General features: G+C 66.9%; 25 protein-coding genes. 7 read left to right on the plus strand and 18 right to left on the minus strand.

The features are described from left to right. Positions 1–189 precede the first annotated feature (189 nt). Entirely contained in the window at positions 190–825 is a 636-nt protein-coding gene (locus tag ACWIGM_RS06715; protein WP_454025114.1) for a hypothetical protein, read from the plus strand. Positions 826–829: 4 nt separating this feature from the next. Here the strand turns inward: ACWIGM_RS06715 and ACWIGM_RS06720 are convergent, their stop codons facing one another. The 7 genes from ACWIGM_RS06720 to ACWIGM_RS06750 form a co-directional block, all read right to left on the minus strand. After that, entirely contained in the window at positions 830–1105 is a 276-nt protein-coding gene (locus ACWIGM_RS06720; RefSeq protein WP_454025115.1) for a hypothetical protein, read from the minus strand. Positions 1106–1265: 160 nt separating this feature from the next. Then, the gene (locus tag ACWIGM_RS06725) at positions 1266–2018 is read right to left on the minus strand and encodes a hypothetical protein (RefSeq protein WP_454025116.1); all 753 of its coding nucleotides are present in this window, start codon (positions 2016–2018) and stop codon (positions 1266–1268) included. After that, positions 2015–2818, minus strand: a complete 804-nt coding sequence (iolB, locus tag ACWIGM_RS06730; protein WP_454025117.1) for a 5-deoxy-glucuronate isomerase — start codon at positions 2816–2818, stop codon at positions 2015–2017. The genes ACWIGM_RS06725 and iolB overlap by 4 nt, the downstream gene beginning before the upstream one ends. A gap of 14 nt (positions 2819–2832) precedes the next feature. Continuing rightward, positions 2833–3732 carry a myo-inosose-2 dehydratase gene (gene iolE / locus ACWIGM_RS06735; RefSeq protein WP_454025118.1) on the minus strand — a complete coding sequence of 300 codons (900 nt, stop codon included), beginning with the start codon at positions 3730–3732 and terminating at the stop codon, positions 2833–2835. A 14-nt stretch (positions 3733–3746) separates the two neighbouring features. Continuing rightward, complete coding sequence (gene iolD / locus ACWIGM_RS06740) at positions 3747–5588, minus strand: 3D-(3,5/4)-trihydroxycyclohexane-1,2-dione acylhydrolase (decyclizing) (protein WP_454025119.1); 1842 nt, start codon at positions 5586–5588, stop codon at positions 3747–3749. A gap of 13 nt (positions 5589–5601) precedes the next feature. Next, a complete protein-coding gene (locus ACWIGM_RS06745; protein WP_454025120.1) occupies positions 5602–7503 on the minus strand; it encodes a bifunctional 5-dehydro-2-deoxygluconokinase/5-dehydro-2-deoxyphosphogluconate aldolase in 1902 nt (633 codons plus the stop codon). Then, a complete protein-coding gene (locus ACWIGM_RS06750; RefSeq protein WP_454025121.1) occupies positions 7496–8344 on the minus strand; it encodes a MurR/RpiR family transcriptional regulator in 849 nt (282 codons plus the stop codon). Before ACWIGM_RS06750 ends, ACWIGM_RS06745 begins: the two co-directional genes overlap by 8 nt. A gap of 123 nt (positions 8345–8467) precedes the next feature. Between ACWIGM_RS06750 and ACWIGM_RS06755 the strand changes: the two genes are divergently transcribed. The 6 genes from ACWIGM_RS06755 to ACWIGM_RS06780 all read left to right on the plus strand — a co-directional run bounded on the left by ACWIGM_RS06755 (position 8468) and on the right by ACWIGM_RS06780 (position 15522). Beyond that, the gene (locus ACWIGM_RS06755; RefSeq protein ID WP_454025122.1) at positions 8468–9268 is read left to right on the plus strand and encodes an SDR family oxidoreductase; all 801 of its coding nucleotides are present in this window, start codon (positions 8468–8470) and stop codon (positions 9266–9268) included. Between the two features lie 36 nt (positions 9269–9304). Then, positions 9305–10306: an inositol 2-dehydrogenase gene (gene iolG / locus ACWIGM_RS06760; protein WP_454025123.1), complete on the plus strand. Its 1002-nt coding sequence runs from the start codon at positions 9305–9307 to the stop codon at positions 10304–10306. Further along, positions 10306–11106, plus strand: coding sequence for an inositol monophosphatase family protein (locus tag ACWIGM_RS06765; RefSeq protein ID WP_454025124.1), 801 nt, complete (start codon positions 10306–10308; stop codon positions 11104–11106). The genes iolG and ACWIGM_RS06765 overlap by 1 nt, the downstream gene beginning before the upstream one ends. A gap of 68 nt (positions 11107–11174) precedes the next feature. After that, on the plus strand, positions 11175–12212 hold the full coding sequence (locus tag ACWIGM_RS06770; RefSeq protein ID WP_454025125.1) for an ABC transporter substrate-binding protein: 1038 nt from the start codon (positions 11175–11177) through the stop codon (positions 12210–12212). Positions 12213–12267: 55 nt separating this feature from the next. After that, a complete protein-coding gene (locus ACWIGM_RS06775) occupies positions 12268–14457 on the plus strand; it encodes an ABC transporter permease (RefSeq protein ID WP_454025126.1) in 2190 nt (729 codons plus the stop codon). 3 nt (positions 14458–14460) lie between these two features. Then, positions 14461–15522: an ABC transporter ATP-binding protein gene (locus ACWIGM_RS06780; RefSeq protein WP_454025127.1), complete on the plus strand. Its 1062-nt coding sequence runs from the start codon at positions 14461–14463 to the stop codon at positions 15520–15522. A gap of 9 nt (positions 15523–15531) precedes the next feature. On the opposite strand, the gene ACWIGM_RS06785 is transcribed toward ACWIGM_RS06780, so the two are convergent. The 11 genes from ACWIGM_RS06785 to ACWIGM_RS06835 form a co-directional block, all read right to left on the minus strand. Next, a complete protein-coding gene (locus ACWIGM_RS06785) occupies positions 15532–16404 on the minus strand; it encodes a MipA/OmpV family protein (protein WP_454025128.1) in 873 nt (290 codons plus the stop codon). A gap of 17 nt (positions 16405–16421) precedes the next feature. Continuing rightward, on the minus strand, positions 16422–17798 hold the full coding sequence (locus ACWIGM_RS06790) for a sigma-54-dependent transcriptional regulator (RefSeq protein ID WP_454025129.1): 1377 nt from the start codon (positions 17796–17798) through the stop codon (positions 16422–16424). After that, positions 17795–19516: a sensor histidine kinase gene (locus ACWIGM_RS06795; protein ID WP_454025130.1), complete on the minus strand. Its 1722-nt coding sequence runs from the start codon at positions 19514–19516 to the stop codon at positions 17795–17797. Before ACWIGM_RS06795 ends, ACWIGM_RS06790 begins: the two co-directional genes overlap by 4 nt. A 63-nt stretch (positions 19517–19579) precedes the next feature. Further along, positions 19580–20014 (minus strand): DUF2147 domain-containing protein, encoded by a 435-nt coding sequence (locus ACWIGM_RS06800; protein WP_454025131.1) that lies wholly within the window; start codon positions 20012–20014, stop codon positions 19580–19582. Beyond that, positions 20011–20403 (minus strand): DMT family transporter, encoded by a 393-nt coding sequence (locus ACWIGM_RS06805; protein ID WP_454025132.1) that lies wholly within the window; start codon positions 20401–20403, stop codon positions 20011–20013. The genes ACWIGM_RS06800 and ACWIGM_RS06805 overlap by 4 nt, the downstream gene beginning before the upstream one ends. Next, complete coding sequence (locus tag ACWIGM_RS06810; RefSeq protein WP_454025133.1) at positions 20400–21560, minus strand: GNAT family N-acetyltransferase; 1161 nt, start codon at positions 21558–21560, stop codon at positions 20400–20402. The genes ACWIGM_RS06805 and ACWIGM_RS06810 overlap by 4 nt, the downstream gene beginning before the upstream one ends. Then, entirely contained in the window at positions 21557–22402 is an 846-nt protein-coding gene (locus ACWIGM_RS06815; RefSeq protein ID WP_454025134.1) for an alpha/beta hydrolase, read from the minus strand. Before ACWIGM_RS06815 ends, ACWIGM_RS06810 begins: the two co-directional genes overlap by 4 nt. Before the next feature lie 13 nt (positions 22403–22415). Beyond that, positions 22416–22778, minus strand: coding sequence for an EamA family transporter (locus ACWIGM_RS06820; RefSeq protein ID WP_454025135.1), 363 nt, complete (start codon positions 22776–22778; stop codon positions 22416–22418). Then, positions 22775–23698, minus strand: coding sequence for an arginase family protein (locus tag ACWIGM_RS06825; RefSeq protein ID WP_454025136.1), 924 nt, complete (start codon positions 23696–23698; stop codon positions 22775–22777). Before ACWIGM_RS06825 ends, ACWIGM_RS06820 begins: the two co-directional genes overlap by 4 nt. A gap of 17 nt (positions 23699–23715) precedes the next feature. After that, entirely contained in the window at positions 23716–25164 is a 1449-nt protein-coding gene (locus ACWIGM_RS06830) for an aspartate aminotransferase family protein (RefSeq protein ID WP_454025137.1), read from the minus strand. Then, on the minus strand, positions 25157–25849 hold the full coding sequence (locus tag ACWIGM_RS06835) for an MtnX-like HAD-IB family phosphatase (protein ID WP_454025138.1): 693 nt from the start codon (positions 25847–25849) through the stop codon (positions 25157–25159). The genes ACWIGM_RS06830 and ACWIGM_RS06835 overlap by 8 nt, the downstream gene beginning before the upstream one ends. Between the last annotated feature and the right edge of the window lie 193 nt (positions 25850–26042).

Here is a 26042-nt window from a genome sequence, read left to right on the forward strand (position 1 = left end):
GGCGCCGGGACCGGAGCGGTCGTCGCCGGGCCGGTCGGAGCGGTTGTCGGCGGGGCCGCCGGTGCGGTCAGCGCTCCGTCGGTTGTGCGGGCCACACGTCGCGCCTCGCGCTAATCCCATCCGGCGGCGGAACTCCGCCGCCGTTCCTTCGTTTCGATCATGAAGCTTTCGAGCCCACGGAGTCGAACGATGGACAATGACAAGCGCCTGCCGCCGGACGTGCCTTCCAGCGAAGATGCGGAGATCGACCGCGCGACGGACAGCGTCACCGCCCGCGCTGCGGATCTTGCCAATCGTACAGCGGAAACCGTCAAGGACGGCTACGGCCGAGCCAAGGAAAAGCTCGCCGAGCTCGATCCGCGCGATACGCTGCGCGATGCCGGCCGCTATGCCCAGGAAACCGGCGAGGCGGCGGTCGAGACGGTCGAGCGCCATCCGCTCGCAGCCTTCGCGGTGGGTGCGCTCAGTGTCGGCCTGATCGCCTGGGCGATGACGCCCCGCCGTTCGAGCTGGCAGCCCGATACCTCGGGCTGGAGCCGGATGCTGCGCGACTATGGCGACCAGGCGCTGCGCGCCGGGCGCGATCTGGTGGGCAGCGGACGCGAGCAGCTCGATCGCAGCCGGGATTATGCAGCCCGCGGGCAGGACTATCTCGACATGGGCCGCGACTATGCCCGCGAGGGCGGTCAGATGCTGATGAAGCGCGGCGAACGCGAGCCGCTTGCCGCCGTGGTCGGCGTCGGCCTTGCGCTCTACGTCATCGGCTCGCTGTTGAGCAGCGGCAGCCAGCCGCAGCCAGCCGCGAAACGCCGAGCCAAGCGGTAATTGCTCAGCCTCGGCGCGACGCCTTCTCGGCTTGACGAGCGGCCTGCTTCTCGGCCTCGCCGGCGCGCACCAGGCTCTTGATCGTCAGGGGGCGCCTGCCTGATTTCTCGGCAATGATGCGATCCTGCTCCTGGATCGCATCCAGAGCCGGATCGTCACCGTCGATCCCGCCGAGCAGTTCGCTTGGCACGCGGCGGTTCGAACTGCGCGAGCCGTCCTCGTAGAACACGTCGAACAGCACGAAGGAAGCCTCGAGCGGCTTTGATTTCTTGCGGGCCATGGTTCGATCCTGTCGGTTGGGCGATCCGCTCGGCCACAGCGCTGATGGCGGGCCGAAAAGATCGCGGTGCCGCGCGAGCCGCAGCAGAAAGCGATGGGCGCGAGGTAGACCCGTCAGGCCAGCAAGGCAAGCCGGAACGATGCCCTGCCAGAAGCTCGGCCTATGCCAGACTCAAGGTCTCGACGATTTCGGAGTCGAGCACGAGGTCGTCATTGGCTCCCATCAGCCACAGCTCAGCGGCTGTGAAGCGCAGGATCGGCCTGTCCCACCAGCGCTCGACGAGGTTCGCGAGCGCTGCCGCCTCAGCAACGTCGAGATCATCGTTCAGGTTCCAGATGCCGACCACATAGAGATCGCTGGTCGGCCGCCCGAGCGCACGCTGAAGCAGGTGGAGGGTATTCTGCCCGTCGCGACGCTCCGGATAGAGCCGCAGGTAGAGCCGACCGCGATTGACGTTTCCCGAGAACAGGCCGCGTAGCTCCAGCGCGATCGGCCCGATGCGCGACAACGCCTCGCGCGCGGCCGGATCGATGGTTGGCAGCGTACCGACCGACAGCGAACCGCAAACCGTCGCGTGAAGCTTGGCCTGCCGCCGTGCGACGATGTCCCAGGCGATCTTGCCCGCGAACGGAGCGTCGCGCAGCTCCTGTTCCAGCTCCTGGTAAGCTGGCGCCTGAGCCAGATCCAGTGTCGGCGCCACCAGCGAATAAATCGGAGGGTGCCGGCCGTTCTCGTAGTGCGTGCCGTCCTTGCGCGCGATCGCCTTGGGATGACCCGGGTCGATCAGCGGCAGATGCGCCAGGCGATAGCCATCGTCGAGCGCCATGCCAGCGCCTGCGACGAAAGCGGTGCGACTCCTGAGATAGGCGAGATCCTCGTCGCCGATCAGTTCGATCCCGGCCGCCGCGCTCACGCCTTCAGCATCCACTCATGCGCGGGGTCGTTGTGGAACTTCCAGATCCGCTTCGGCCCGGCCATGACGTTGAGATAATAGAGCTCGTAGCCATGCGGGGCGCCGACGGGATGATACCCCTTGGGCACCAGAACGACGTCGCCATCCGAAAAGGCCATGGTCTCGTCGAGCGAGCGGTCATCGGTATAGACGCGCTGGAGGCCAAACCCCTGTGGCGGGTTGAGCCGGTGGTAATAGGTCTCCTCCAGCAGCGACTCCGCCGGCAGATTGTCCTCATCGTGCTTGTGCGGCGGATAGCTCGACCAGCAGCCGGACGGCGTGATCACCTCGACGACAAGCAGGCCATCGGCGGCTTCCGTCTCCGGCAGGATGTTGCGGACATGGCGGGTGTTGCTGCCCTCCCCGCGCGTCAGCGCGCCGACATCGCTCGGGTCGATAACGCGGGCCGGGCGCGCGCCGGCGGTGCCCGGTGCCGAGCAGATCGCAAGTTCGCACGGCCCCTGCGCGGCGACGCTCCAATTGGAGCCGGCCGGGACGTAAAGCGACCAGGGATCGGGCTCGAAGGGCGAAGAACGCCCGCCGATCACGCCGAACTCCTGCCCACCCGCGCGAGCCGAGACCTTGCCCGAAAGCAGGACGAGGCAATGCTCCCTGTTCCTCGTCTCGCGCGACAGGTTCTGCCCGTTGGCGAGCTTATGCACGGCGAAGCCGACATGCTCCCAGCCGGCGGTTTCGGGTGTGACCTCGTGGACGCGCCCCTCGACGTCGGGCGCCTGCGGCTTGACCAGCAGCTTCGACATGATCGTGTCCGGGCTCAGACGAGCCCAGCCTCCTTCAGGCTCTGCTTGAGATGGGCGACGCCCTTCTTGGCATAGGTCAGCGGATGCGCCTTTTCGGGATCTTGCTCGGCCTCGACCACGACCCAGCCGGAATAACCCGGCAGCGCCTTGAATACGGCGGGGTAGTCGACCATGCCGTCGCCCGGCACGGTGTAGACGCCGAGTTCCCGGCCCTTGCCGAGGATGGCATCGAGGAAGCTCCAATCCTCGCGGCGCGCCTGCTCCATCACGCCCTTACGCACGTCCTTGGCATGGACATGGCTGATGCGGGTGCGATAGCGCTGCGCGAGCCTGGCCGGATCGGCCCCGCCCCAGGTCGCGTGGCCGGTGTCGAGCAGGAGGTGAACCGCGTCGCCTGTCGCCGCCATGAAGGCGTCGATATCTGCCTCGCTCTCGACGATCGTGCCCATATGGTGGTGGTAGACCAGCCTGACACCCTCGGCGAGGGTGCGCTCGGCGACCTCGGTGATCCTGCGGCCGAACTGCGCCCAATCGCCCGCCGCCATCACCGGGCGCTGCGACAAGGCCTTGCTGCGGTCGCCATGGATCGCGTTCGAGGTCTCGGCGAAGACCAGCACGGTCGAGCCCATCGCTTTCAGCAGGTCGAGATGAGCACGCAGATGCTTCATCTCCTCATCGGCATCGCGCTTCAGCAATTCGGCCGAATACCAGCCGGAGATGCAGGCCATGCCGAACGGGTCGAGCGCCGCCTTCAACGCCTTCGGCTCGCGCGGGAACTTATGGCCGAGTTCCATGCCGACGAAGCCGGCTTCGCGCGCTTCTGCCAGGCAGGTTTCGAGCGGCGTCGCGCCGCCGATGTCCTGCAGATCGTCATTGGACCAGCCGATGGGGTTGGCGCCGATACGGATAGGCATGTCGTCCTCTTTGATCAGTTGTCGCGCGCGGCGAGCGCGCCGTCATAGCGCTTGCGCGCCGCCTTGACCTCGTCGCGCACCGAAACCTCGGGCACCGCGACCTCCCACCAGTGCCCGCCGGCATCGGTCGAGATCAGCGGGTCGGTGTCGATGACGATGACGCTGGTGCGATCATGCCCGCGCGCCTCGGCGAGGGCCGATTCCAGCTCAGCCAAGCTTGCGACCTTGCGTGCGATAGCGCCCATCGAACCGGCATGCGCGGCAAAATCGATCTCGGGCAGTGTCTCATGGCGGGTGTCGCGCAGGAGATTGTTGAAGGAGGCGCCGCCGGTCGCATTCTGCAAGCGGTTGATGCAACCGAAGCCGCGATTGTCGAGCACGACGATGGTGAGCTTGATGCCAAGCATCACCGAGGTCGCGATCTCCGAATTCATCATCAGATAGGAGCCATCGCCGACCATGACGAAGACCTCGCGGGCCGGGTCGGCGAGCTTGGCACCGAGGCCGCCGGCGATCTCGTAGCCCATGCAGGAATAGCCGTATTCCATATGGTAGCCGCCGGGCGCGCCGGGCTGCCAGAGCTTGTGCAATTCGCCCGGCAGGCCGCCGGCGGCGCAAAGCACGACATCGCTCGCCCGGCTCTGGCGCTGCACTGCGCCGACAACCTGCGCATCGCTCGGCAAGGCCTGATTGCTCGCCGCGGTATAGCGCGCGGCGGTGGTGAGCCAGGCTTCGCGCGATGCCTGCGCCTGAGCCGTCCAGCCGGCCGGAGCCTTCCAGCCCGAAAGCGCGGCTTCCAACTCGGCAAGCCCCGCCTTGGCATCGGCCACCAGCGGCTGCCCGCCATGCTTGCCGGCATCGAAGGCTTGGGTGTTCAACCCGATGATCCTGCACTCCGGATCGGCGAAGAGCGCGCGCGAGCCGGTGGTGAAGTCCTGCAGGCGCGTGCCGACCGCGAGCACGACATCGGCGTTCTTCGCGGCCTCGTTGGCGGCGCCGGTGCCGGTGACGCCGATCGCGCCGAGATTGAGCGGATGGTCATGCGGCAGGGCGCTCTTGCCGGCTTGCGTCTCGGCACTCGGGATCCCGTGCGCCAGGCAGAAGTGGGCGAGTTCGCCCTCGGCCTCGCTGTAGAGCGTGCCGCCGCCAGCGACGACCAATGGCCGCTTTGCACCCTTCAGCAGCGCAACCGCCTGCGCCAGCTCCTGCTCGTCCGGACGCGTCCGGCGCGGCTGCCAGATCCGCTCAGCGAAGAAGCTTTCGGGATAGTCGAAAGCCTCGGTCTGCACGTCCTGGCACAGCGCCAGCGTCACCGGCCCGCACTCCGACGGATCGGTCAGCACCTGCATCGCCCGCTCGAAGGCCGGGATGATCTGCTCCGGCCGGGTGATCCGGTCGAAATAGCGCGAGACCGGCCTGAAGCAGTCATTCGCCGAGACGGTGCCGTCGCCGAAATCCTCGATCTGCTGCAGCACCGGATCGGGCCGGCGCCCGGCGAAGACGTCGCCCGGCAGCAGGAGCAGCGGCAGGCGATTGACATGCGCGACCGCCGCCGCTGTCACCATATTGGTCGCGCCCGGCCCGATCGAGCTCGTCACCGCCATCATCCGGCGCCGGCGCGAGGCCTTGGCGAAGGCGATCGCGGCGTGCGCCATCGCCTGCTCGTTATGGGCGCGCAGCGTCGGCAGGATATCGCGGGCGCCGTGCAGCGCCTCGCCGAGGCCCGCGACATTGCCATGGCCGAAGATCGCCCAGACGCCGGCGAAAAGCGGCAGCGTCCGGCCGCCGACGATCGTCTTCTGCGCGGCCATCGCTGCCACAAGCGCCTGCGCCATGGTGAGCCGTACCGTGCTCATGATCGCAATCTCCTCAGCGCACTTGCCAGGCGTCGACCAGCCGGCCGAAGCGCTCGGCCATCATCGCGGTCGCGGCCTCGTCGTCGAGCTTGCCAGCGAGCCAACCGCGCGCCGCCTCGCCGAAGATGCTGCGCCCGACCGCAAAACCCTTCACCGTCCTGGCGGTCTGCGCCAGCCTGAACGCGGCCTCCAGCTCCGGCAGCGGCGCATCGAGCCCGAGCAGCACGACGCCGCGGCAATAGGGATCGTTCTCCACGATCGCGGCATCGACCGCCGCCCAGGCTGCCGCGCTCGGCTGCCCCTCCAGCTTCCACCAGTCCGGCTTGATGCCGATCGCGTAGAGCCGGCGCATGACGCTCGCCATGGTATAGTCGCCAACCGGTCCATTCTTCGAGCAGATGATCTCGACCAGCAGCTCGCGGCCGACCTGCCGGCAGGCGAGCGCGACGCGCTTCAGGGTCGCTTCCTGCTCGGCCTTCAGCGCCGCATCGTCGTCGGGATGATAGAAGGCCAGCACCTTGGCGACATGGTCGACCGGCCACTCATTCAGCGCCGCCCCGAGCGAGCCGTCGGCATCGGTTTCGAGCCGCAGCGGCCGCGAGCCCGGCACTTCCAGCGGCCGCGCCACCCAGAAGCCGTGATCGCCGGCACGGAACAGCGCCTCGCGGCCATGGCGCCCGTCGAGCAGCATGCCGAAGCCCTCGGCACCCTTGGCGATCCGCGCCGCGGCATCGACGGCGAGCCGCTTGAAGAGCTGGATGCGCTCGCGCGGCACGCCGGCCTCATCCGCCATCGCCTCGATCTGGGAGCGGTGATCGATGGCGAGCGCCATCAGCGTCGCAGCCTGCGGCCGGCGCGTCGTCGCCCAATGGACATGGTTGATCGCCACGTCATGGCGCAGCGCCCGGTGCGGCGAGCCGTGCTTCAGGAAGAACTGCAGCTCGGCGAAGGTCGGGCTCTCCGGCGAGCAGAGCAGGCGCGAGACGGCGAAGGCGCCGCAGGCATTGGCCCAGGTGCAGCAGGTCTCGATCGGCTCGTCGCTGAGATAACCACGCAGGAAGCCGGACATGAAGGCATCGCCCGCCCCCAGCACATTATAGACCTCAACCGGGAAGCCCGGTCCCTTGATGCCGTCCTCGATCGAGGCGGGAATGGCGCCCGGAAAGACCACGCAGCCCATCGGCCCGCGCTTGCAGACGATCGTCGCCTTGCTCAGCGCGCGGATGTTGCGGATCGCGGCGAGCGTGTCCTCCGAGCCGCCGGCGGCGTGCAATTCCTCTTCGGTGCCGACGATCAGGTCGCAGTCCGGCAGGATCGCCTGGAGATGCTGGGTGACGCTGTCGGAGCGGATATAGCGCTCCTCGCCGGCGGCGTGTCCCGCCAGCCCCCAGAGATTGGGCCGGTAGTCGACGTCGAACACGACCTTGCGCCCATGCTTGCGGGCGAGCGTGATTGCCTTGCGCTGCGCCCTGGCCGCGTTCGGAATGGCGAAATGCGTGCCGGTGACCACCACCGCCTTGGCCGAGGCGATGAAGGCCTCGTCGATCTCGCTCTCGTCGAGCGCCGCATCGGCGCAATCGCTGCGGTAGAAGATCAGCGGAAAAGTTTTCTCGTCGCGCACGCCAAGAATGACCAGCGAGGTCAGGCGCTTGGGATCGACGACGACGCCCTTGGTCTCGACGCCCTCGCGCTGCAACTGCTCCAGGATGAAGCGGCCCATCTGCTCGTCGCCGACGCGGGTGATCACCGCCGATTTCAGGCCGAGCCGGGCGGTGCCGATCGCGATATTGGTCGGGCAGCCGCCGAGCGCCTTGGAGAACGAGGCCATGTCCTCCAGCCGGCCGCCAATCTGTTGGCCGTAGAGGTCGACCGAGGAGCGGCCGATCGAGATCAGGTCGAGCACGGGTTCAGGCATCGGGACGGGCTTTCTCTGCGGTGCCGACGGCGAGCGTCATGGCGAGCGCGAAGGTGGCCGACATCGAGCGGAAGGCGCCGTAATCGGCTTCCTCGACCTCGAGCCACAGGGAGCAATGCTGGGCGAGCGGGCTGAGCGCGCTGTCGGTGATCGCGATCACCGGAATGCCCTTGCCGTGAGCCTGCGCCGCCATCGCCACCGTCGCCGGCGTATAGGGCGCGCAGCTCACCGCAACGACGACGTCCCCGTCGCGAGCGATCGCCGCCTGTTCGGGGCCGAGCGCGGCGATATTGTCGACCAGTACCGCCCGGATGCCGAGTTTGCCGAAGGCATAGGCGAGATAGGACACCACGGTGAACATCCGGCGCGCACCGACCAGGATGATCGTCTCCGCCCCGGCGAGCAGGTCGGTCGCCCTGTCGACGTCGCGGTATTTCACGGTCGATTGCAGCCGCGTCAGCGAGCTGCGGCTGGCCTCGACGAAACCGTCGAGCAGCACCTGCGCCATGTTCGGCCCGGCCGCGCCTTCGTCGCGCAGCGCCGCCAGCCGTTCGCGGTAATCCGGGAATTGCTGGCGCAGCCGCGAGCGGAAGAGCTGCTGCAATTCGCTGAAGCCGGAATAGTCGAGCGCCTGGGCGAAGCGCACCAATGTCGAGGCCTGCACACCGGCTTGCTGCGCCACCTGCGCCGCGGTGCTGAGCGCCATGTCGTCGGGATTGGCGAGCGCATAATCGGCGACCTGCCGCAATCGTTTCGGCAGGCTCGGCCCACGCTCGCGCAGCAAGGCGACGAAGCCGTCGAAATCGTCCTTGGGCGGTTCCTGCTGCACTGGCGACGTCATCGGGAACAGGGGCTCTCTTGGCCTTGACTTGCGCCGCCAGAGAATGGAATGTTTGTTCCATTAGTCAAGCGCAATAAAAATAATGTGCCATTATGACAGTGGCACTGCCGGGGAGAGCAGAGGGTGCCTCAGCCAACCGACTTCCGCCGCGAACTCGACGGCAAGGTCGCCATCGTCACCGGCGGCAGCCAGGGCCTCGGTGAAGCGATCGCCCGCGAATTCGCCGCGCGGGGCGCCGCCGGCCTCGTCCTCACCGGCCGCAACCGCGAGCGTGGCGAAGCCGTCGCCAACAGCCTGAAAGCTGCCGGCTGCAACGCCCTGTTCCACGCCGCCGACCTCGCCGATCTCGACGCCGTCCGCGGAATCGTCCCGGCCGCCGAGCAAGCTTTCGACCGGCTCGACATCCTCGTCAATGCCGCCGGCGACACCGACCGCGGCACGATCTTCGACACCAGCCCCGAGCTCTACGCGAGGATCATGGCGGTCAACCTGACCGCGCCCTTCTTCCTGATCCAGGACGCTGCGACGCTGATGCGCAAGCAAGGCATCCAGGGCGCCATCGTCAACATTCAGTCGATGTCGGCCCATGGCGGCCAGCCCTTCCTTGCTGCCTACAGTGTCTCGAAGGGCGCACTGGCGACACTGACCCGCAACGCTGCCTACGGACTGCTTTCCGACCGCATCCGCGTCAACGGCCTGAATATCGGCTGGATGGCGACGCCGGGCGAGGACGCGATCATGCGACTGCGCCATGATGCGCAGGATGGCTGGCTGGAGAAGGCGCAGGCCGGCCGACCGTTCGGCCGCCTGATCGATCCACGCGAGGTCGCCAAAGCCGTCGCCTATCTGGCGTCATCCGAATCGGGGCTGATGACCGGCGCCAATGTCGACTTCGACCAGACCATTCTCGGCGCGCACGACTGAGGCGCCGGAGCACTCTCGAACCGCAGGACCACGGACGTGATGAGATTTGGATTGCTGGGCGCCGGCCGGATCGGGCGCATTCACGGGCTCAATGTCGCGGCTCGCTCCGATGCGCAATTGGTCGCGCTCTCCGATGCCTCGCCAGAAGCCGCCGCCTCGCTCGCCCAGGCCTCCGGCGCCAAGGTCGCCACCACCGAGGCGATCCTCGCCGACAGCGGTATCGATGCCGTGGTGATCTGCACCCCGACCGACACCCATGCCGACCTGATCGAGGCCGCAGTCTCCGCCGGCAAGGCGGTGTTCTGCGAGAAGCCGGTCGATCTCGACGCCGGCCGCATCCGCCGCTGCCTCGAGGTGGTGAAGACGTCCGGCAAGCCGCTGATGATCGGCTTCAACCGCCGCTTCGACCCGAACTTCGCCGCGCTGGAAGGCCGCTTGCGTGCGGGCGAGGCCGGCGCCATCGAGATCGTCAGCGTCATCTCGCGCGATCCCGGCCCGCCGCCGGTCGAATACGTCAAGCGCTCGGGCGGGCTCTTCCGCGACATGATGATCCATGACTTCGACATGGCCCGCTTCCTCCTCGCCGAGGAACCGGTCGAGGTCTTCGCGCTCGGCTCGGCGCTGGTCGACCCGGCGATCGGCCAGGCCGGCGACGTCGATACCGCCGCCGTACTGATGCGCACTGCAAGCGGGCGCGTCGCCCAGATCTCGAATTCGCGCCGCGCTACCTATGGCTACGACCAGCGCATCGAGGTGCACGGCTCCAAGGGCATGCTGCGCGCCGGCAATATCCACGAGACCACGGTGGAGATCGCGACCGGCGCCGGCTTCCGGGCCGATCCCGTGCAGAACTTCTTCCTGGAGCGCTACGCCGCCGCCTATCGCGCCGAGCTCGACGCCTTCGTCGCGGCCTGCCGCGACAAGCGCGCGCCCTCGCCGTCGGGCCTCGATGGGCTGAAGGCACAGATCCTGGCGGACGCGGCGACGGAATCGCGCCGCACCGGCAAGCCGGTCGCCGTCTCGCTCGAGGCGCTGTGATGACGCCTGCCGAACTCGATCTGCGTCAATATGCGGTGCTCGGCCTCGTCGAAGAGGCGAGCCGGCTGGCGCTCGGCTATTTCGGCCGCAAGGACAGCCTCGGCGTCAGCATGAAGGGCGCGCAGGACTGGCTCACCGTCGCCGATGGCGCGGTCGAGACCTTCCTGCGCGAGCGCCTCGCCGTGCTGTTTCCGGATGATGCCGTGATCGGCGAGGAAGGCGGCGGCGAAGCCGCCGATGCGGTCTGGATCATCGACCCGATCGACGGCACCTCGAACTTCGCCCGCGGCGACCGCAACTGGTGCATCTCGATCGGCCTCCTGCTCAATGGCGTACCCGAGATCGGTATCATCTCTGCCCCGGCACTTGGCGAGATCTATCTCGGCCGCCGTGGCCGTGGCGCCACCATGAACGGCGAGCCCATCAAGGTCTCTGGCACGGCCGATATCCGCCGCGCCTATCTCGAATTCGGCTGGTCGACGCGCGTCCCCACTGACGAATATCTCGCCACGGTCGGGCGCGGCTTCGCTGCCGGCGCCTCGGTCAAGCGGTCGGGCTCGGGCGCGCTCGGCCTCTGCCATGTCGCGATCGGCCGCACTGAGGCCTATGCCGAATTGCACATCAACGCCTGGGATGTCGCCGCCGGGCTGGTGATCGCCGCCGAGGCAGGCGCAGACGTCAACGACTTCTTTGCGGGCGACGCAATCAAGGTCGGCAACCCGGTGCTGTGCTGTACGCCGGAGCTGACGGCCGAGCTGGAACGCATCACCGGGATAGTAAGCCGGCACAGGGATCGTTGATCTTTTCGAACGAACGGTCACTATCGACCCAACAAGAACAAGTCAGAACCAAAAATCGGGAGGAAGATATGCAGAAACACCATTGGCTTCGCGCCGGGCTGTTGGCCGCCGCTGCGAGCGCAACCTTCGCCGCTGCTCCGGCCCAAGCCCAGGGCTCGCTCGTCATGTATTGCGGCGTGCAGGAGGAGTGGTGCCGCGCCATGAGCGGCGCCTTCGAGAAGGAAACCGGCATCAAGGTCGCGATGACCCGCAAGTCGGCCGGCGAGATCTACGCCCAGCTCAAGGCGGAATCGTCCAATCCGCGCGGCGACATCTGGTGGGGCGGCACCGGCGACCCACATCTGCAGGCGGCCGAGGAAGGCCTGACCCAGGAATATGAATCGCCTGCCAACAAGGACATGCACGAGTGGGCGCTGGCGCAATGGGAAGCCGCGAAGAAGCGCTCGGTCGGCATCTATGCCGGCGCGCTCGGCTTCGGCTACAACACGCAGCAGATCAAGGCCAAGGGCCTGAATGAGCCCAAATGCTGGGCCGACCTGCTCGATCCCAAGCTGAAGGACGACGTCCAGGTCGCCGACCCGAACTCCTCTGGCACCGCCTACAACCTGCTCGCCACGGTCGTGCAGCTGATGGGCGAGGACAAGGGCTTCGACTATCTCAGGGCCCTGCACAAGAACGTCAGCCAGTACACCAAGTCGGGCGCCGCCCCGGCCAAGGCCGCGAGCCTCGGCGAGACCGCCGTCGGCATCGTCTTCATCCATGACGCCGTGGTGTTCGCCGTGCAGGGCGACCCGATCAAGGCCGTCGCTCCCTGCGAGGGCACCGGCTACGAGATCGGCTCGATGTCGATCGTCAAGGGCGCGCGTAATCTCGACAACGCCAAGAAGTTCTACGACTGGGCCCTGACCCCGGCGGCGCAGGCCCTCGCCGCGCCGGCGAAGTCCTATCAGGTGCCTTCCAACAAGAACGCGCCGGTCCCGGCCCAGGCTCCGAAAATGTCGGAGATGAAGCTGATCAAGTACGACTTCGTCAAATACGGCTCCTCGGCCGAGCGCGTCCGGCTACTGACCAAGTGGGACAAGGAGATCAAGGCGCTGCCCAAGTGATCGGGCGAGTGACCGCACGCTGATCGCTGACATCTGAGACGAGAGGCGAGAGACCATGCGTCCCGCAACGAGGCTTGCGCTGCTGGCCGGCTGGCTCGGCTATGCGCTCATCCCCTGGTACCTACCCGAGGGGATGAGCCTTACCGGCTATCCCTTCGGCAAGGCCGGTACGGCGCTGGCGCTCGTGCTCTCGGGGGCGGCGCCCTGGCTCGCCCCGATTGGCATCGCCCTCGTCCTCGCCAGCCTGCTTAGCCTCCGGCAGGAGAATGCCGGCACCGGCAAGCTCCTGGCCTGGATCGGCTTCATCGGCCTTGTCGCCTTCTTCGCCCAAGGCTTTGCCGTCACGCTCAAGGACCAGGGCATGCCGGCACTGGCCGCCCTGCTCGGCGGTGCCGGGGCGGCCCAGCCCGGCATGGGCTTCGGCGCGCTGATCACCCTGGTCTCGCTGCTGCTGTTGCTCTGCCACGGCCTCGCCTATCGCGGCCTGTGCCGTGGCGACCTGTTCACAACCTCCTCGATCGGCATCGTCATCATGCTGATCGCACTGTTCATCTTCCTGCCCGTCGCGGTAATCTTGCGCAGCGCGCTGGTCGATTCCAGCGGCGCCCTCGTGCTTGGCGAATTCGTCGAGCGCCTGTTCAGCCCGACGATCTGGGGACTGGGCTGCCTCAGCGCCAACACCAATTGCGGCGTCGCCTGGAACACTCTGATCCTCGCCGTCCTCACTGGCCTCATCACCACCCTGCTCGGCCTCGCATGCGCGCTGCTGATCCTGCGCACCGGCATGCCGGGCAAGCGCGCGATGCGCCTGCTCACCGTGCTGCCGATCATCACGCCGCCCTTCGTCATCGGCCTGGCGCTGATCCTGCTCTTTGGGCGCTCGGGCCTGTTCTCGACATTCCTGTTCGAATGGTTCGGCGTGCCGCGCTCGCGCTGGATCTACGGCCTGCCCGGCGTCCTGCTCGCCCAGGTCCTTGCCTTCGCGCCAATCGCCTTCCTCGTGCTGATCGGTGTCGTGCAAGGCATTGCGCCGAGCCTGGAAGAAGCCTCTCAGACGCTCGGTGCCAAGCGCTGGACCACCTTCCGCACCGTGACCTGGCCACTGCTCCGCCCCGGCCTCGCCAACGCCTTCCTGCTCGGCTTCGTCGAGAGCATGGCCGATTTCGGCAACCCGCTGGTGCTCGGCGGCAATTTCGAGGTGCTCTCGACCAAGATCTTCTTCGCCGTTGTCGGCGCCGCGCATAATCAGGGCCAGGCCGCGGTCCTCGCCGTCGTCCTGCTTGGCTTCACGCTCGCCGCCTTCTGGGCGCAGCAAAGCTGGCTCGGCAGCAAGTCCTACACGACGGTCACCGGCAAGGGCGATTCCGGCCTGCCGACGCCGTTGCCGCGCCGGATCACCTGGATCTCGGCGCTTGTGATCGGCCCCTGGGTAGCGCTGACCGCCGTCATCTACATCGTCATCCTGATGGGCGGCTTCGTGAAGACGATGGGGCGCGACCACACCCCGACGCTGCAGCACTACATCACCGGCTTCTCGATCGATTTCAGCCGCGGGCTCTATTTCGACGGCTCGGCCTGGCCGTCCTTCTTCACCACGCTGAAGCTCGCGGCGATCTCGGCGCCGCTGACGGCGCTCATCGGCCTGCTCACCGCTTACCTGCTGACGCGCCAGCGCTTCGCCGGTCGCGGCGCGCTCGAATTCGCGACGATGCTGAGCTTCGCCATTCCCGGCACCGTGCTCGGCGTCGCCTATATCCTCGCCTTCAACGTGCCACCGGTCGAGATCACCGGCACCGGCCTGATCCTCGTCATCGCCTTCGTCTTCCGCAACATGCCGGTCGGCGTGCGCTCCGGCATCGCCGGGCTGTCGCAGATCGACAAGAGCCTGGACGAGGCTTCGGCGACGCTCTCGGCCCGCAGCTTCACCACGCTCTGGCGGGTCGTGCTACCGCTATTGCGCCCGGCCCTCGTCGCCGCGCTGGTCTACAGCTTCGTACGCAGCATGACGACGGTCAGCGCCGTGATCTTCCTGGTCTCGGCCGAATACAACCTCGCCACCGCCTATATCGTCGGCCGGGTCGAGGCTGGCGAGTTCGGCCTCGCCATCGCCTATTCCTCGGTGCTGATCGTGGTCATGGCGCTTGGTATCAGCCTGATCCAGCTCGGCGTCGGCGAGCGCAAGCTCGGCCGGCGCGGCACGCCCGCCCTCGCCTCCTCCGCCGCCGAGCCGATCAAACAAGGATAAGCCATGCCCAAGGCCGGCCCAGCTTCAGTCGAGTTCCGCAATGTCAGCATGCGCTATGGCGCGGTGACGGCGGTCGACAATGTCAGTTTTTCGATCGAGGCCGGCAAGCTGGTGACGCTGCTCGGCCCTTCCGGCTGTGGCAAGACCACGACGCTGCGCATGATCGCCGGCCTGGAAATCGCCAGCGAAGGCGAGATCCTGATCGGCGGCAAGGACGTCACCCGGCTCTCCGCCGCCGATCGCGACGTCAGCATGGTCTTCCAGTCCTATGCGCTCTTCCCGCATATGAACGTGCTCGACAACACCGCTTATGGCCCGACAGTGAAGGGCCTGCCCAAGGCCAAGGCGCAGGAGATGGCGCTGGAGAAGCTGGCGCTGGTCGGCCTCAAGGGCTTCGAGAAGCGCTACCCCTCCGAGCTCTCCGGCGGCCAGCAGCAGCGCGTCGCCGTTGCGCGCGCCCTCGTGCTCGAGCCGCAGGTGCTGCTCTTCGACGAGCCGCTCTCCAATCTCGACGCCAAATTGCGCCGGCGCGTGCGCGAGGAGATTCGCGAGCTGCAGCAGACCCTCAATCTCACCGTCGCCTATGTAACCCACGATCAGGAGGAGGCGCTCGCCGTTTCCGACCGCATCATCGTGATGTCGAACGCCCGCATCGCCCAGCAGGGCACGCCGCGCCAGCTTTATGAGGAGCCGGCCGATGCCTTCGTCGCCGACTTCATCGGCGACGCCAACATGGTCGACGTCACCGTGAAGTCAGTCGCAGACGGGCGCGCAGAGGTCGCGATCGGGCCGGCCAGCGTCTCATTGCCCGCGCGCGGCCTGCAGCCGGGCCCGGCCAAGGCAGCGATCAGGCCGCAGAGCCTCCTGGCCTCGCGCCATGAGAGCCAGGGCTCGCTACCGGGAAGCGTCCGCAAATGCGCCTATCTCGGTAATCATCTCGACCTGATGATCGAGACCGCCGTCGGCGAGCTCTTCGTCATCAGCCATGATGTCGACGACATGCTGGCGCCGGGCACGCCGGTCTGGCTCTCTTTCGCGAGCTCGGGCGTGATCCTGGTGCCCTGAGCCTCGGCCTCAGCCGCCGACGTGGAAGGAATAGCTCGCGCCGATACCGACCGAGAACTGGTTGCGCTGGCCGATCGTATCGACCAGCGGCGACTTGGCGGCATCTCCGACCAGCCGGTCATAGCGCGCGAACAGTGTCGTCGAGAAGCTCGGCGACCAGGCATATTCCACCGACGAGGCGAGACCGACCGACTTGGCGCCGCCGCCAGGCCTGTAGGCCGCAACCGTTCCGTTGAGCGTAGCCTCATAAGGCAGCACGCCGAACTGACGGCGCATGAACGAGGCGCTGCCCAGCGACAGGCGCGGACCGACGGCGAAGGTGAAGCTGCCGAGCCTTTCCACCCAGTCGGCCGAGAGATCGGCGACGACCCCGTGATGGCCGTTGAAGCCCTGGCGAACCTCGATGCGTGTCCGCAGCCGCTCGGGAACGAGCCAATATTCCGCAAAGGCGCCGGCCTCGATCGACCACGGCACGTCACGCAAGCCAAAAAGCCTGGCGTTCGAGCCGGAATAGCGGCCGGCACGGTAGCTGCCGACGACGCCGACACTGAAGCGATCGGTTTCGTAGAGCGCGAAGTCGAGGCCGTCATCAGGGGCGCTGAAGCCCGCCGGCTCACCGGCCCTGCGCCACGAGATCGACGGCATGAAGGACGGGCCGGCCGAGTTCGACCCGTCGTATTTCGGCCCCACCTCGAACGAGCCGCCCAGCGTGATGATCCAGCCCTTCGCCGGGGTCGGATCCGTCACGGCTCGCTTGTCGTCATCATCGTTCGCCAGCGCCGCCCCGCTCGCGAGGACGGTCAAAGCGATGACACCCGCCACGACGGCTGGGCGACGGCGCAAGCCGAAGCGAAGGTGTTCGGGACGAGCAGGAGCAGGCATGGATAGTCGTCCCGTAGTCAGTCCGCGATCGCGCGGCCCAGCTTGATACCGAGTTTCTTGATCCGATGCCAAAGGCTTCTCTCGGCTATGCCTAGCAATTTTGCAGCCCTGACCTGCACGCCGTCGCTGCGCCTGAGCGCCTCGATGATGAAATCGCGCTCGATCCGTTCGAGCTCGGTATCGAGATCGCGCGGCAGGCCATCCCGTTCGGTGCGGCGGCTGCCGCTGAACAGATCCTGCGGCAGGTCCGCCGCGTCGATCGTCTGTGTCTTGGCGACGATCACCGCCCGCTCGACGCAATTGTGCAGCTCGCGGATGTTTCCCGGCCAGTCATAGGCGGCCATCGCGGTCATGGCGGCCGGTGAGAAACCGGTCGCACGCTTACCCATTCCCTCCGCCAGCTCGGTCAGGAAATGTGCGGATAGCAGCGGGATGTCGTCGGCACGGTCGCGCAGCGGTGGCAGCTGGATCGGGAAGACATTCAGCCGATAGAACAGGTCCTCGCGGAAGCTGCCGCCGTCGACGGCCTGGCGCATGTCCCGGTGCGTCGCGGCGATCAGGCGGACATCGACGGTCTGCGTCCGGGTCGCGCCGACCGGCTCGAAGCTGCGCTCCTGGATCACCCGCAGCAGCTTGGCCTGGACCGGCAGGGGCATGTCGCCGATCTCGTCGAGGAAAAGCGTGCCGCCATCGGCGGCAGCAAAACGGCCGATTCGATTGGCGAGGGCCCCGGTAAAGGCGCCCTTCACATGGCCGAAGAGCTCGCTCTCCAGCAGGGCTTCGGGAATCGCCGTGCAGTTGACCGCAATGAAGGGCTTGTCGCGCCGCGGGCTGTTGAAGTGGATCGCGCGGGCGACCAACTCCTTGCCGGTGCCGCTCTCGCCATTGAGCAGCACGGTCGCCTTGGTCTCGCAGACTTCCGTCACCTGCTCGATCACGCGGCGGAAGGCGGCGCTGTTGCCGACCAGCGTATCGAAGCTGTAGCGGCCTTCGAGCTCGCTGCGCAGCCGCTCATTGTCCCGTACCACATCGGCCAGGCGCAGCGCCCGCCTGATCGTGGCCGAGACGTCGTCGATCTCGAAGGGCTTGGCGATGTAGTCGAAGGCCCCTTCCTTGACGAGATCGACCGCGTCGCGCACCGCCGCGAAGGCGGTGATGATGATGACCGGGACCTCCGGCCAGCGGCTGCGGACCTCACGCAACAGGGCGCGCCCGTCCATCACCGGCAGCCTGAGGTCGGTCAGCACCAGATCGAAGCGCGCCTGTTCGAGCTCGACGAGGGCCGCGCGTGCGCTGTGCACCGCCGTGGCGCGATAGCCGAGATCCTCCAGCGCTGCGGCCAGCACGTCGGCGAGCCGTACCTCGTCGTCGACCACCAGGATGGAACGGCTCATGCTGCCACTCCCGGTTTCGCCCGCGGCAGCGTGATGGTGAAGGCGGCGCCTCGCCCCGGCACGCAGACGCAGGAGGTGCTGCCGCCATGGGCCTCCGCCACGGTCTGCACCTTGGCGAGCCCGAGCCCGGTGCCTTTGGCCTTGGTCGTAAAGAACGGGTTGAATATTTCCTGGCGGATCGCCTCCGGCACACCGGCCCCCTCGTCGCGGATGGTCAGTGAAACCGTCTCGTCGGTGGCGCTCACGCTCGCCGCGATCTTGCCTCCATCCGGCATGGCATCGATCGCGTTGAGGATCAGGTTGAGGCAAGCCTGGTACAGCTGGTCGGGGTCGCCGAGGACGGTCGCGGCGCCGCTATGGTCCTCGACCGAAAGCTCGATCTTCTGGCGGCTGAATTCCGGCGCCGCGATCGCCGCGACACGGTCGATCACCGCGCGCAACGGCAGCTCCACCTTCACCGGCGGCTTCGGCTGGGCGAAGTCGAGGAAATCGCGGACCAGGGTCTCGATGCGCCGGACCTCGTCGATGACATAGCCGAGCATCTTCTCCTCGGCGCCGCCAAGCTTGGCCCGGTTGCGCACCACCTCCGTCGAGGTCTTGATGATTCCCAGCGGGTTGCGCACCTCATGGGCGATCACCATCGCCGCCTGCCCGAGCGCCGAGAGCCGGTCACGGCGCCTCAACTCCGCTTCGAGTTCCTGCAGCTTGCCGAGCTGCTCGGCCATGCCGTTGAAACCGCTGGCCAGCTCGACGATCTCGCGCCCGCCGCCCGCCGAGACACGCTGGCCGAAATCCCCGCCCGCGATCGCCCGCACGCCATGGGTCAGCGCGCGCAGCGGCCGCACCAGCAGGTCCGAGGTCAGGATGCCGACGACGATCGAGATCGCACTGCCGAGCAGGAAGATGCCGAGGAACAGGCTCTCCCGGCCGAGCTGCTCGAAGAAGCCCGCCTCGCTGCGCATGCCGATGAAGCTGATCGCCGCGAGCTCACCGTCGATGCCGCGCAGGCCCGAATAGACAGCGCGGTAGGCGCCGCCGTCGGCCGCAGAATCGAAGACGCCTTCCTCTCCCGTCTCGAGCCTCGCCCGCACGTTTTGCGGCACCGCGGTCGTCCGGTCGGGATGGGTCTGCATCACCGTTTCGAGCTGGCCATTGAACAGGGCAAAGAGCCGTATCTCCAGCGAGGTCACCACCTTGATGCCGCCGAAAGAACCTTCGTCGAGCCAGGTCCCGACCAGGATATTGGCCGGCTGGCCGCCGATCTGCACGGCCTGAACGGCGCCCGCCATGATCCAGCGCTTGCCGTCGGTTTCGATCCGGAACAGGCCGAGGCTGGTCTCCGCCGGCAAAGGGCTCAGGCTGCTGAAGTCGCGGGTCTTGAACAGGACGTCGCCGCTGGGGCGATAGATCGCGATCAGATCGTAGCCGACCGAGCTCAGCACCGCGAACTCGCGCTCGACGGTTTTCTGCATCTTGTGCTCGTCGCTGGCCTGCTCCAGCCGATGCCCGATGACGCCCGCGACGCGCTGCGCCTCCTGCGTCGCCTCGGCGATCTCGAGGGCGAAGAAGCGCGAGGTCTCGCCGAGCCATTGCTCGACATTCTCCTCGAAGGCGTCCGAGATCAGCCTGGCCGCGATGTAGGCGGACGCCATCATCGCCGGCACGCTGACCAGCATGAAGCCGATCACCAGCCTGAACCTGAGCGATGTCATCCGCATCGACATACCGAGCTCGTTCCCTTCACCTCCAACCGCCGGCAGGCGGTATCGCTTCAACTGCCGTCACGGCTGCCGCGACCAGATGTCGTCGTCGCAGATCAGGCCACCGAGCACACAACCGCGCATGACCAGGCTCCGGGCCGATGTCAGCTCGAGCGTGGTGCGATAGGTCTTGCCGTCGGCGGGATTGTAGCCCTCGCCCTCCAGCGCCCCCTTCGCGGCCGGCTTGAAGCCGGAGAGCACCTGGATGCCCATCAGCGAGCGCTTCCGCAGCCCCTCATTGGGATTGTAGATGTCGAAGCGTTCCTCTTTCAGCCAGACGATCTTGCCGCATAATGCCGGGCCGCAGCGGCTGATGGCGATCTCGGACTCGCCGTCCGAATCGCGCCAGCGCCCGACGATGTCGGTCATCGGATCGGCCAAGGCCGGCAGCGCCGCGATCAGCGCGGTCGCAACCAGCAAGATCAGGCCAAGTCCAAGGCCAAATCCCCGTCTCATTCGTCACCCCCGAGCAGAAACACGCCTGCGATGATCAGCGCGATTCCGCCTGCACGAACCAGATCGATGTGTTCGTCGAAGGTGAACCAGGCGAACAGCGGAACTGTGACATAGACCAGTCCCGTCATCGGGAAGGCACGGCTGAGCGGCATGTCGCGCAGGATCGCCATCCAGACGACGAAGACGCCGATATAGCCGAGCGTCGCGACCCAAACGCCTGGCAACGACACAGCCTTCGCCATCATCGCGAGGCCGAATTCCATGTCGCCGATGCCGTCAGCACCCCATTTGAAGGCAAGCTGCGTGGCGGTGTCGAGCACGATGAAGGCGAGCCAGATCGCCAGCTGGCGACCCCATGCATTGCTTGCCGGTGGCGAGATGCTGCTCATGCGGCCTTCTTTCGGGCGATTGCGGCAAGATCGGGGTCGAAGCGCTCGAAGCCGAGCCAGGGGCTCAAGGAACGCAGCGCCCATTGCAGCGGCGCGAGCCGGTGCCGGACCTGCAAGGTCGAGGGCACCAGCCGGCTGCCGAAGCGCAGCTTCGAGGCATAGGCCGTCTGGCCACTCTGGAGCTTGTGGATGCCACGCTCCAGGCAGAAGCGGACATTCGCCATCCAGCTCACGGCATAGAGATTGTGCTCGCGGGCCAGCGGGTAGCGCATGCCCAGGAACTTGTCGATCACCCGGTCGGACTCGACCAGCAGCAGGTTGAAGGCCGCGAGTTCCTCGCCGATCCAGTAGAGCACGAACACCGCACGCTCGCCGAGCGCGCGCGAGACCGCACCGAAATATCCGGGCGGCAGCACTTCGAGCTCGCCATAATCGAGCCCGCTCTGGGCCCGCGTCGCCTCGTAGAGCGCGTCGATTTTTGGCTCCAGCCCGGTGATGTCGGTATGGAAGGCGATGCGTACTTCCCCCGCCTTGGCGAGCTTGCGCCTGATGTCCTTGCGCGTCGCCGTCGAGAGCGCGGCGAGATAGGCGCCCTCGTCGGCGAAGGGCAGGTCGAGCAGCGCGACTGGCAGGCTGCCAAGCCGGGCAAAGCCGGCCTGCTTCAGGACGCCGCCGAAGCCCTGTTCCTCGGCCGGCGCGAGGTCCTTCCAGACCACGAGATGCGCTTTCTCCTCGGCGGCCTGCCGCTCCAGTGCGGCTGCGAGCGCCTGGAAGGCAGCGGCACGCCCGGCGGCATCGAGCTTCGGCGAGAAGCCGAGATGGCAGCGCTCGGCATAGGGTGAGCCCACGCAGAGCACCTTCAGGGTGACGAGCCCCGGCAGATGGCGGAACAGGGCGTCGCCGAAGCTCCTGAGCTTGCCCTGCAGCGGCGTGTCGAGCCGGTAGTTCAACCGGAAGAACGGCGCCACCGCGACGACCTTGCCGTCAGATTCCACACAGGCGGCCGCCATGCGCAAGCCGACGCCGGTCTGCGCGGCGACTGCGTCGCAGGCGGTGTAATAGGCATGGCATTCGGCCTCGCCGGGTAGGCAGCCGTCCCAGGCGGCAGCGGAGATATCCGCGATGCCGGCCAGGATACGGCCTTCGGGCGTGCTCATTCGGCTGCCACGACACGCAGCGGGGCCACCGGGCGATGGGCCTTGGCCAGCCGCGAGGCCAGCGCCAGCGAGCGCTCGATCACGATGTCATGCTGCTGGTCGATGGTGACGAGGTGATAGCTGTCGTCAAGGATCACCGCATCGACCAGCCCGCCGAGCTTGCGCTGGATCTCGAAGGCGTTCCTGAGGTCGGCGATATCGTCTTCGCGCGGATGGACCAGCAAGGCCGGGCATTTGACCTGAGACAGCTCGCGGCGGGTGACCGCGATCAGGTCCCACATCTGCTTCAGCGCGCCGGAAGGGGTGCCGAGCAGGCCGGCGGTCGAGCTGTCGCCGCTCGTCAGCGAGGAGACCACAAGAGCGCGGGAGCGGGTGTCCTTCAACCCATAAGGTTCGCGTTCGACGAAGCTGTAGCGCCGCCCGAACGGCGTGTTGATGAACCATTTCAGCAGGAAGGCATAACGCGGGATCGACCAGCCATCGTACCAGAAGGTCGGCGCGTAGAGCGCGAGTCCATCGACCTCCTTCGGGCGCTGGGCGGCGACATGCATCGCCAGCACCGCGCCCATGGAGAGCCCGCCGACGATCACCGTGTCGCAGATCTCGCGCATGCGCTCGAGCTCATCGAAAACGCTCTGCGTCCAGTCCCGCCAGCCGGTGGCGAGGATCTCCGCCTCCCCGGCGCAATGCCCGGCGAGCTGCGGGCAATGCACAGTATGGCCGGCCCGGTGCAGCGCGCGGGCGACGAAGCGCAGCTCGACCGGCGTGCCGCCGAGACCGTGGATGAGCAGGAAGCCGGTGCGGTCCCCGGCGAGGCGGACACTGAAATCGCGCTTGGTCATCGGAACATGTCCGTCAGGCTGTTCTGGCGACGATGATGACGCCGCAAGTGATGAGGAAGGAGCCGAGCCATTGCCGCCGGCCGACGCGCTCGCCGAGGAAGACGGCGCTGGCCAGGGAAATGGCGAGGAAGTTGGCGCTGGCGATCGGAAAGGCGATCGAGAGCGGCACTTCCGCCAGGATGCGCAGCCAGATGAAGAACTCGGCGACATAGGTCGCGAGCCCGGCGGTGATCCAGCCGCAGCGTGCCACTGCCGCCGCCGTGGTCCGGAAATCAGCGCCTTGCGGCAGACGGTCGGCGCCGATCTTGAAGAAAATCTGGCCGGCGACGTCGCAGATGATCGACGCCACGAACCAGAGGATGATCGTCGTATTCATGACAGCACCCGCTGGAAGCAGTCGATCAGGCTCGCATTGATGCGGGCATTGACGGAGAGTTGCTCGGGCGTCGGCCTGAAGCGCGGCGGGTGGTCGAAATAGGCGAGCGTTGCGCGGAACGGATCGCTGAAGCGCGGCTCCGACCAGTCGCCGCAGACATCGGTCCCGACGATCCGGCGCTCGCTTGCCAGCCGCTCGACCGCCGCGAGGAGATGGCGCAGCGGCAATTCGCCCTGGTCCCAATTGGTGCAGGCTTCGCCCGGCCCGAGCACGTCCTTGTCGATCGTCAGCCAGACGGCAGAAGTCGGGATCGCCGCGATCAGCTCGGCGAGGAAATCCGACCAATCCTCGTCGGCGAGATTGCGCCAGTGCAGGTGGCCGCTCTCCTGGCGGAAGCTCGCGGTCTTGCCATAGCGTCCCCACACCCGCGAGGGCGCATGTCGCCAGGGATAGAGCGCGATCCGCCCCTCGGCCACGGCCCGGAGATTGGCGAACTGCCATTCCGGACGCACGAGATCGTCGCTGCACGGGCCGATCGTCACGACCTTATGGACCTGCGGCAGCTCCAGCGCCCGGTTGACCCAGGCGCCGCAGTTCACCGTGGCGGGGAAGCTGACCCAGTCGGGATGGTTGTCGAAATGCACGACCGTGACCGGTTCCTCGACGCGGCTCAGCAGCACCGAGGTGACGTGATGGAAATCGCCGGAGCCGTAGAAGAAGACAGGCACGCCCTGCCCTCCGCCGTCGCGTTGCTCAAGGCGTTGCAACAGCTCTGCCTTGGCCCGGCGGCCCGCGACGATGCGCATGGCGCCGGCGAGGTCGGCAGCCTCGATGCACGCGGCCGTGCCGGCGTCGATGCGCCGGCGCAGCGGCTCCTGCGCCGCCACGCTACCATCGAGGTCGATCACGCGCAGGCGCAAGGCCCGTCTCCACTGGCTCAGGCGTTGGCGACGCGGGCGAAGAGCTGGTCGAGCAGCTCGATCGCGAGGTCGATCTCGGCATAGCTCATGGTCAATGCCGGCGCGAGGGTGATGACGTTCTTGTAGTAGCCGCCGATGTCGAGCACGAGGCCGTAGCGCTTGCCGCCGGCTTCGAGATCAGCCTTCATGCCTTCGTCGCACATCAGGTCGACCAGCCGCTTCGACGGGGTGAAGCTGTCATGCGGTTCGCAGATCTCGATCCGCAGCGCCATGCCGAGCCCGTCGACTTCGCCGACGATCTTGTGCCGACGCTTCAGCCCCTGCAGGCCTTCGAGGAAATACGCACCCTTGGCCATGACCATGGTCTCGTAGTCCTCTTCCTCCATCATCTTCATCGCTTCCAGCGCGACGGCGGTGCCGAGCGGGTTGGCGTTGAAGGTCGAATGGGTCGAGCCCGGCGGGAACACGGTCGGGTTGATCAGTTCTTCCTTGGCCCAGATGCCGGAGAGCGGGTTCAGCCCGTTGGTGACCGCCTTGCCGAAGACGATCACGTCCGGCTGCACGCCGAAATGCTCGATCGACCAGAGCTTGCCGGTCCGGTAGAAACCCATCTGGATCTCGTCGACCACCAGCAGGATGCCGTGCTGGTCGAGCACCTTCTTCAGCTCGATGAAGAAGTTCGGCGGCGGAATGACGTAGCCGCCCGTGCCCTGCAGCGGCTCGACATAGAAGGCCGCATATTCGGCCTCGCGGACCTTGGGATCCCAGACGCCGTTGTATTCGCTCTCAAACAGGCGGGCGAACTGCTGCACGCAGTGATGCCCGTACTCCTCCTTGCTCATCCCCTTGGGACCGCGGAAATGGTAGGGGAACGGAATGAAATGCGCGCGCTCGCCGAAATGGCCGAAGCGGCGACGATAGCGATAGGACGAAGTGATCGCCGAGGCGCCGAGCGTGCGGCCGTGATAGCCGCCCTCGAAGGCGAACATCAGGCTCTTGCCCTGCTTGGCGTTGCGGACGAGCTTCAGTGAATCCTCGACCGCCTGGGCGCCGCCGACATTGAAATGGACGCGCCCCTTGGTGCCGAACTTGCGCTGCGCATCCTGCGCGATCATCGCCGCGAGCTCGATCTTCTCGCGGTGCAGATACTGGCTCGCCACCTGCGGCAGCGTGTCGATCTGGCGCTTCAGCGCATTGTTCAGGCGCGGATTGGCGTAGCCGAAATTGACGGCCGAGTACCACATCTGCAGGTCGAGGAAGCGGTTGCCCGCCGCATCGAGCATGAACGAGCCCTCGCAGCCCGAGAAGATCTTCGGGAACTGCGTGTAGTGGACGGTATCGCCATGCGAGCAGTATTCGGCTTCGAGCGCGAGCAGCCGGGCCTCTTCCTCGGCCAGCGTCGCCGCCGGCGCGGAGGAAACATCGACCGGTTCGGCGCGGTCGAGCAGGGTGAAGCCGTCATCCATTGATCATGTCCTTGCGTGCAGGGGCTGCCGGTTCCGTGGTGGTTTCCGACAGCAGGGTCTCGAGGAGGCCGACGGCCTCAGAGAAGGTGTTGAACGGGCGATGGCCGATGCCGTTGTCGCGGCAATGCGCGATCAGGCTGTTCTTGGCGAAAACGAGATCAGCCTGGCCGGCCACGCAGAAATCCGAGCGGCCATCGCCGACCAGCAGGGTCAGCGGTCGGCTGAGGCTGCTGGCGACGCGGCATTTGCAAGTGCCGCTGGCACAGCCGCCGGAGGGATCGGCATGCGGCGAGGTCAGCCGCCAACGGTCCCCCGGTAGCGGCTCGATATGATTGGCGACGACCGTCAAGCCGCTCAAACCGGCGCGGCCGAGCAGCGCATGGATGGTGCGGTCGAGCCCGTCGGAAACGACCGTGACCGGAATCCCGGCGCGCTGGCACAGCCGCACGAACGCGGCGAAGCCCCAATCGATCGCCAGCGAGGACACAAAGGTGTCGAATACGTCGGGTGAGGCGTGCAGCAGTGCGACCTGACGCTGCATGCATTCGCGCGAGCCGATCTTGCCGGCGACCCAATCGGCTTCGATCTCTTCCCAGCCCGACTCCGCAAAGCGCTGCAGCACGAGGTCGGTCGTATCCTCGCGTGAGATGGTCCCGTCGAAATCGACGATTGCCTGCCAGTTCATGCCTGCTGCGCTCCAGCCAGTCCGCGCGCCGCCTCAGCAACCCCTGTGCCACATACCAAGTCATTGAAAAATCTAACTGAAGGGAGTTGCAGTCCTGGGCTGCGGCTCCTGTTTTTTGGAGGCGACTCCATTTTTTGGAGCCTCGTATCCAGTTATGAGCCGCGAGCTTGCGGGAGGATTGCCTGGCGAAAGG

The sequence above is a fragment of the Allobosea sp. NPDC055332 genome (genome assembly GCF_053645455.1).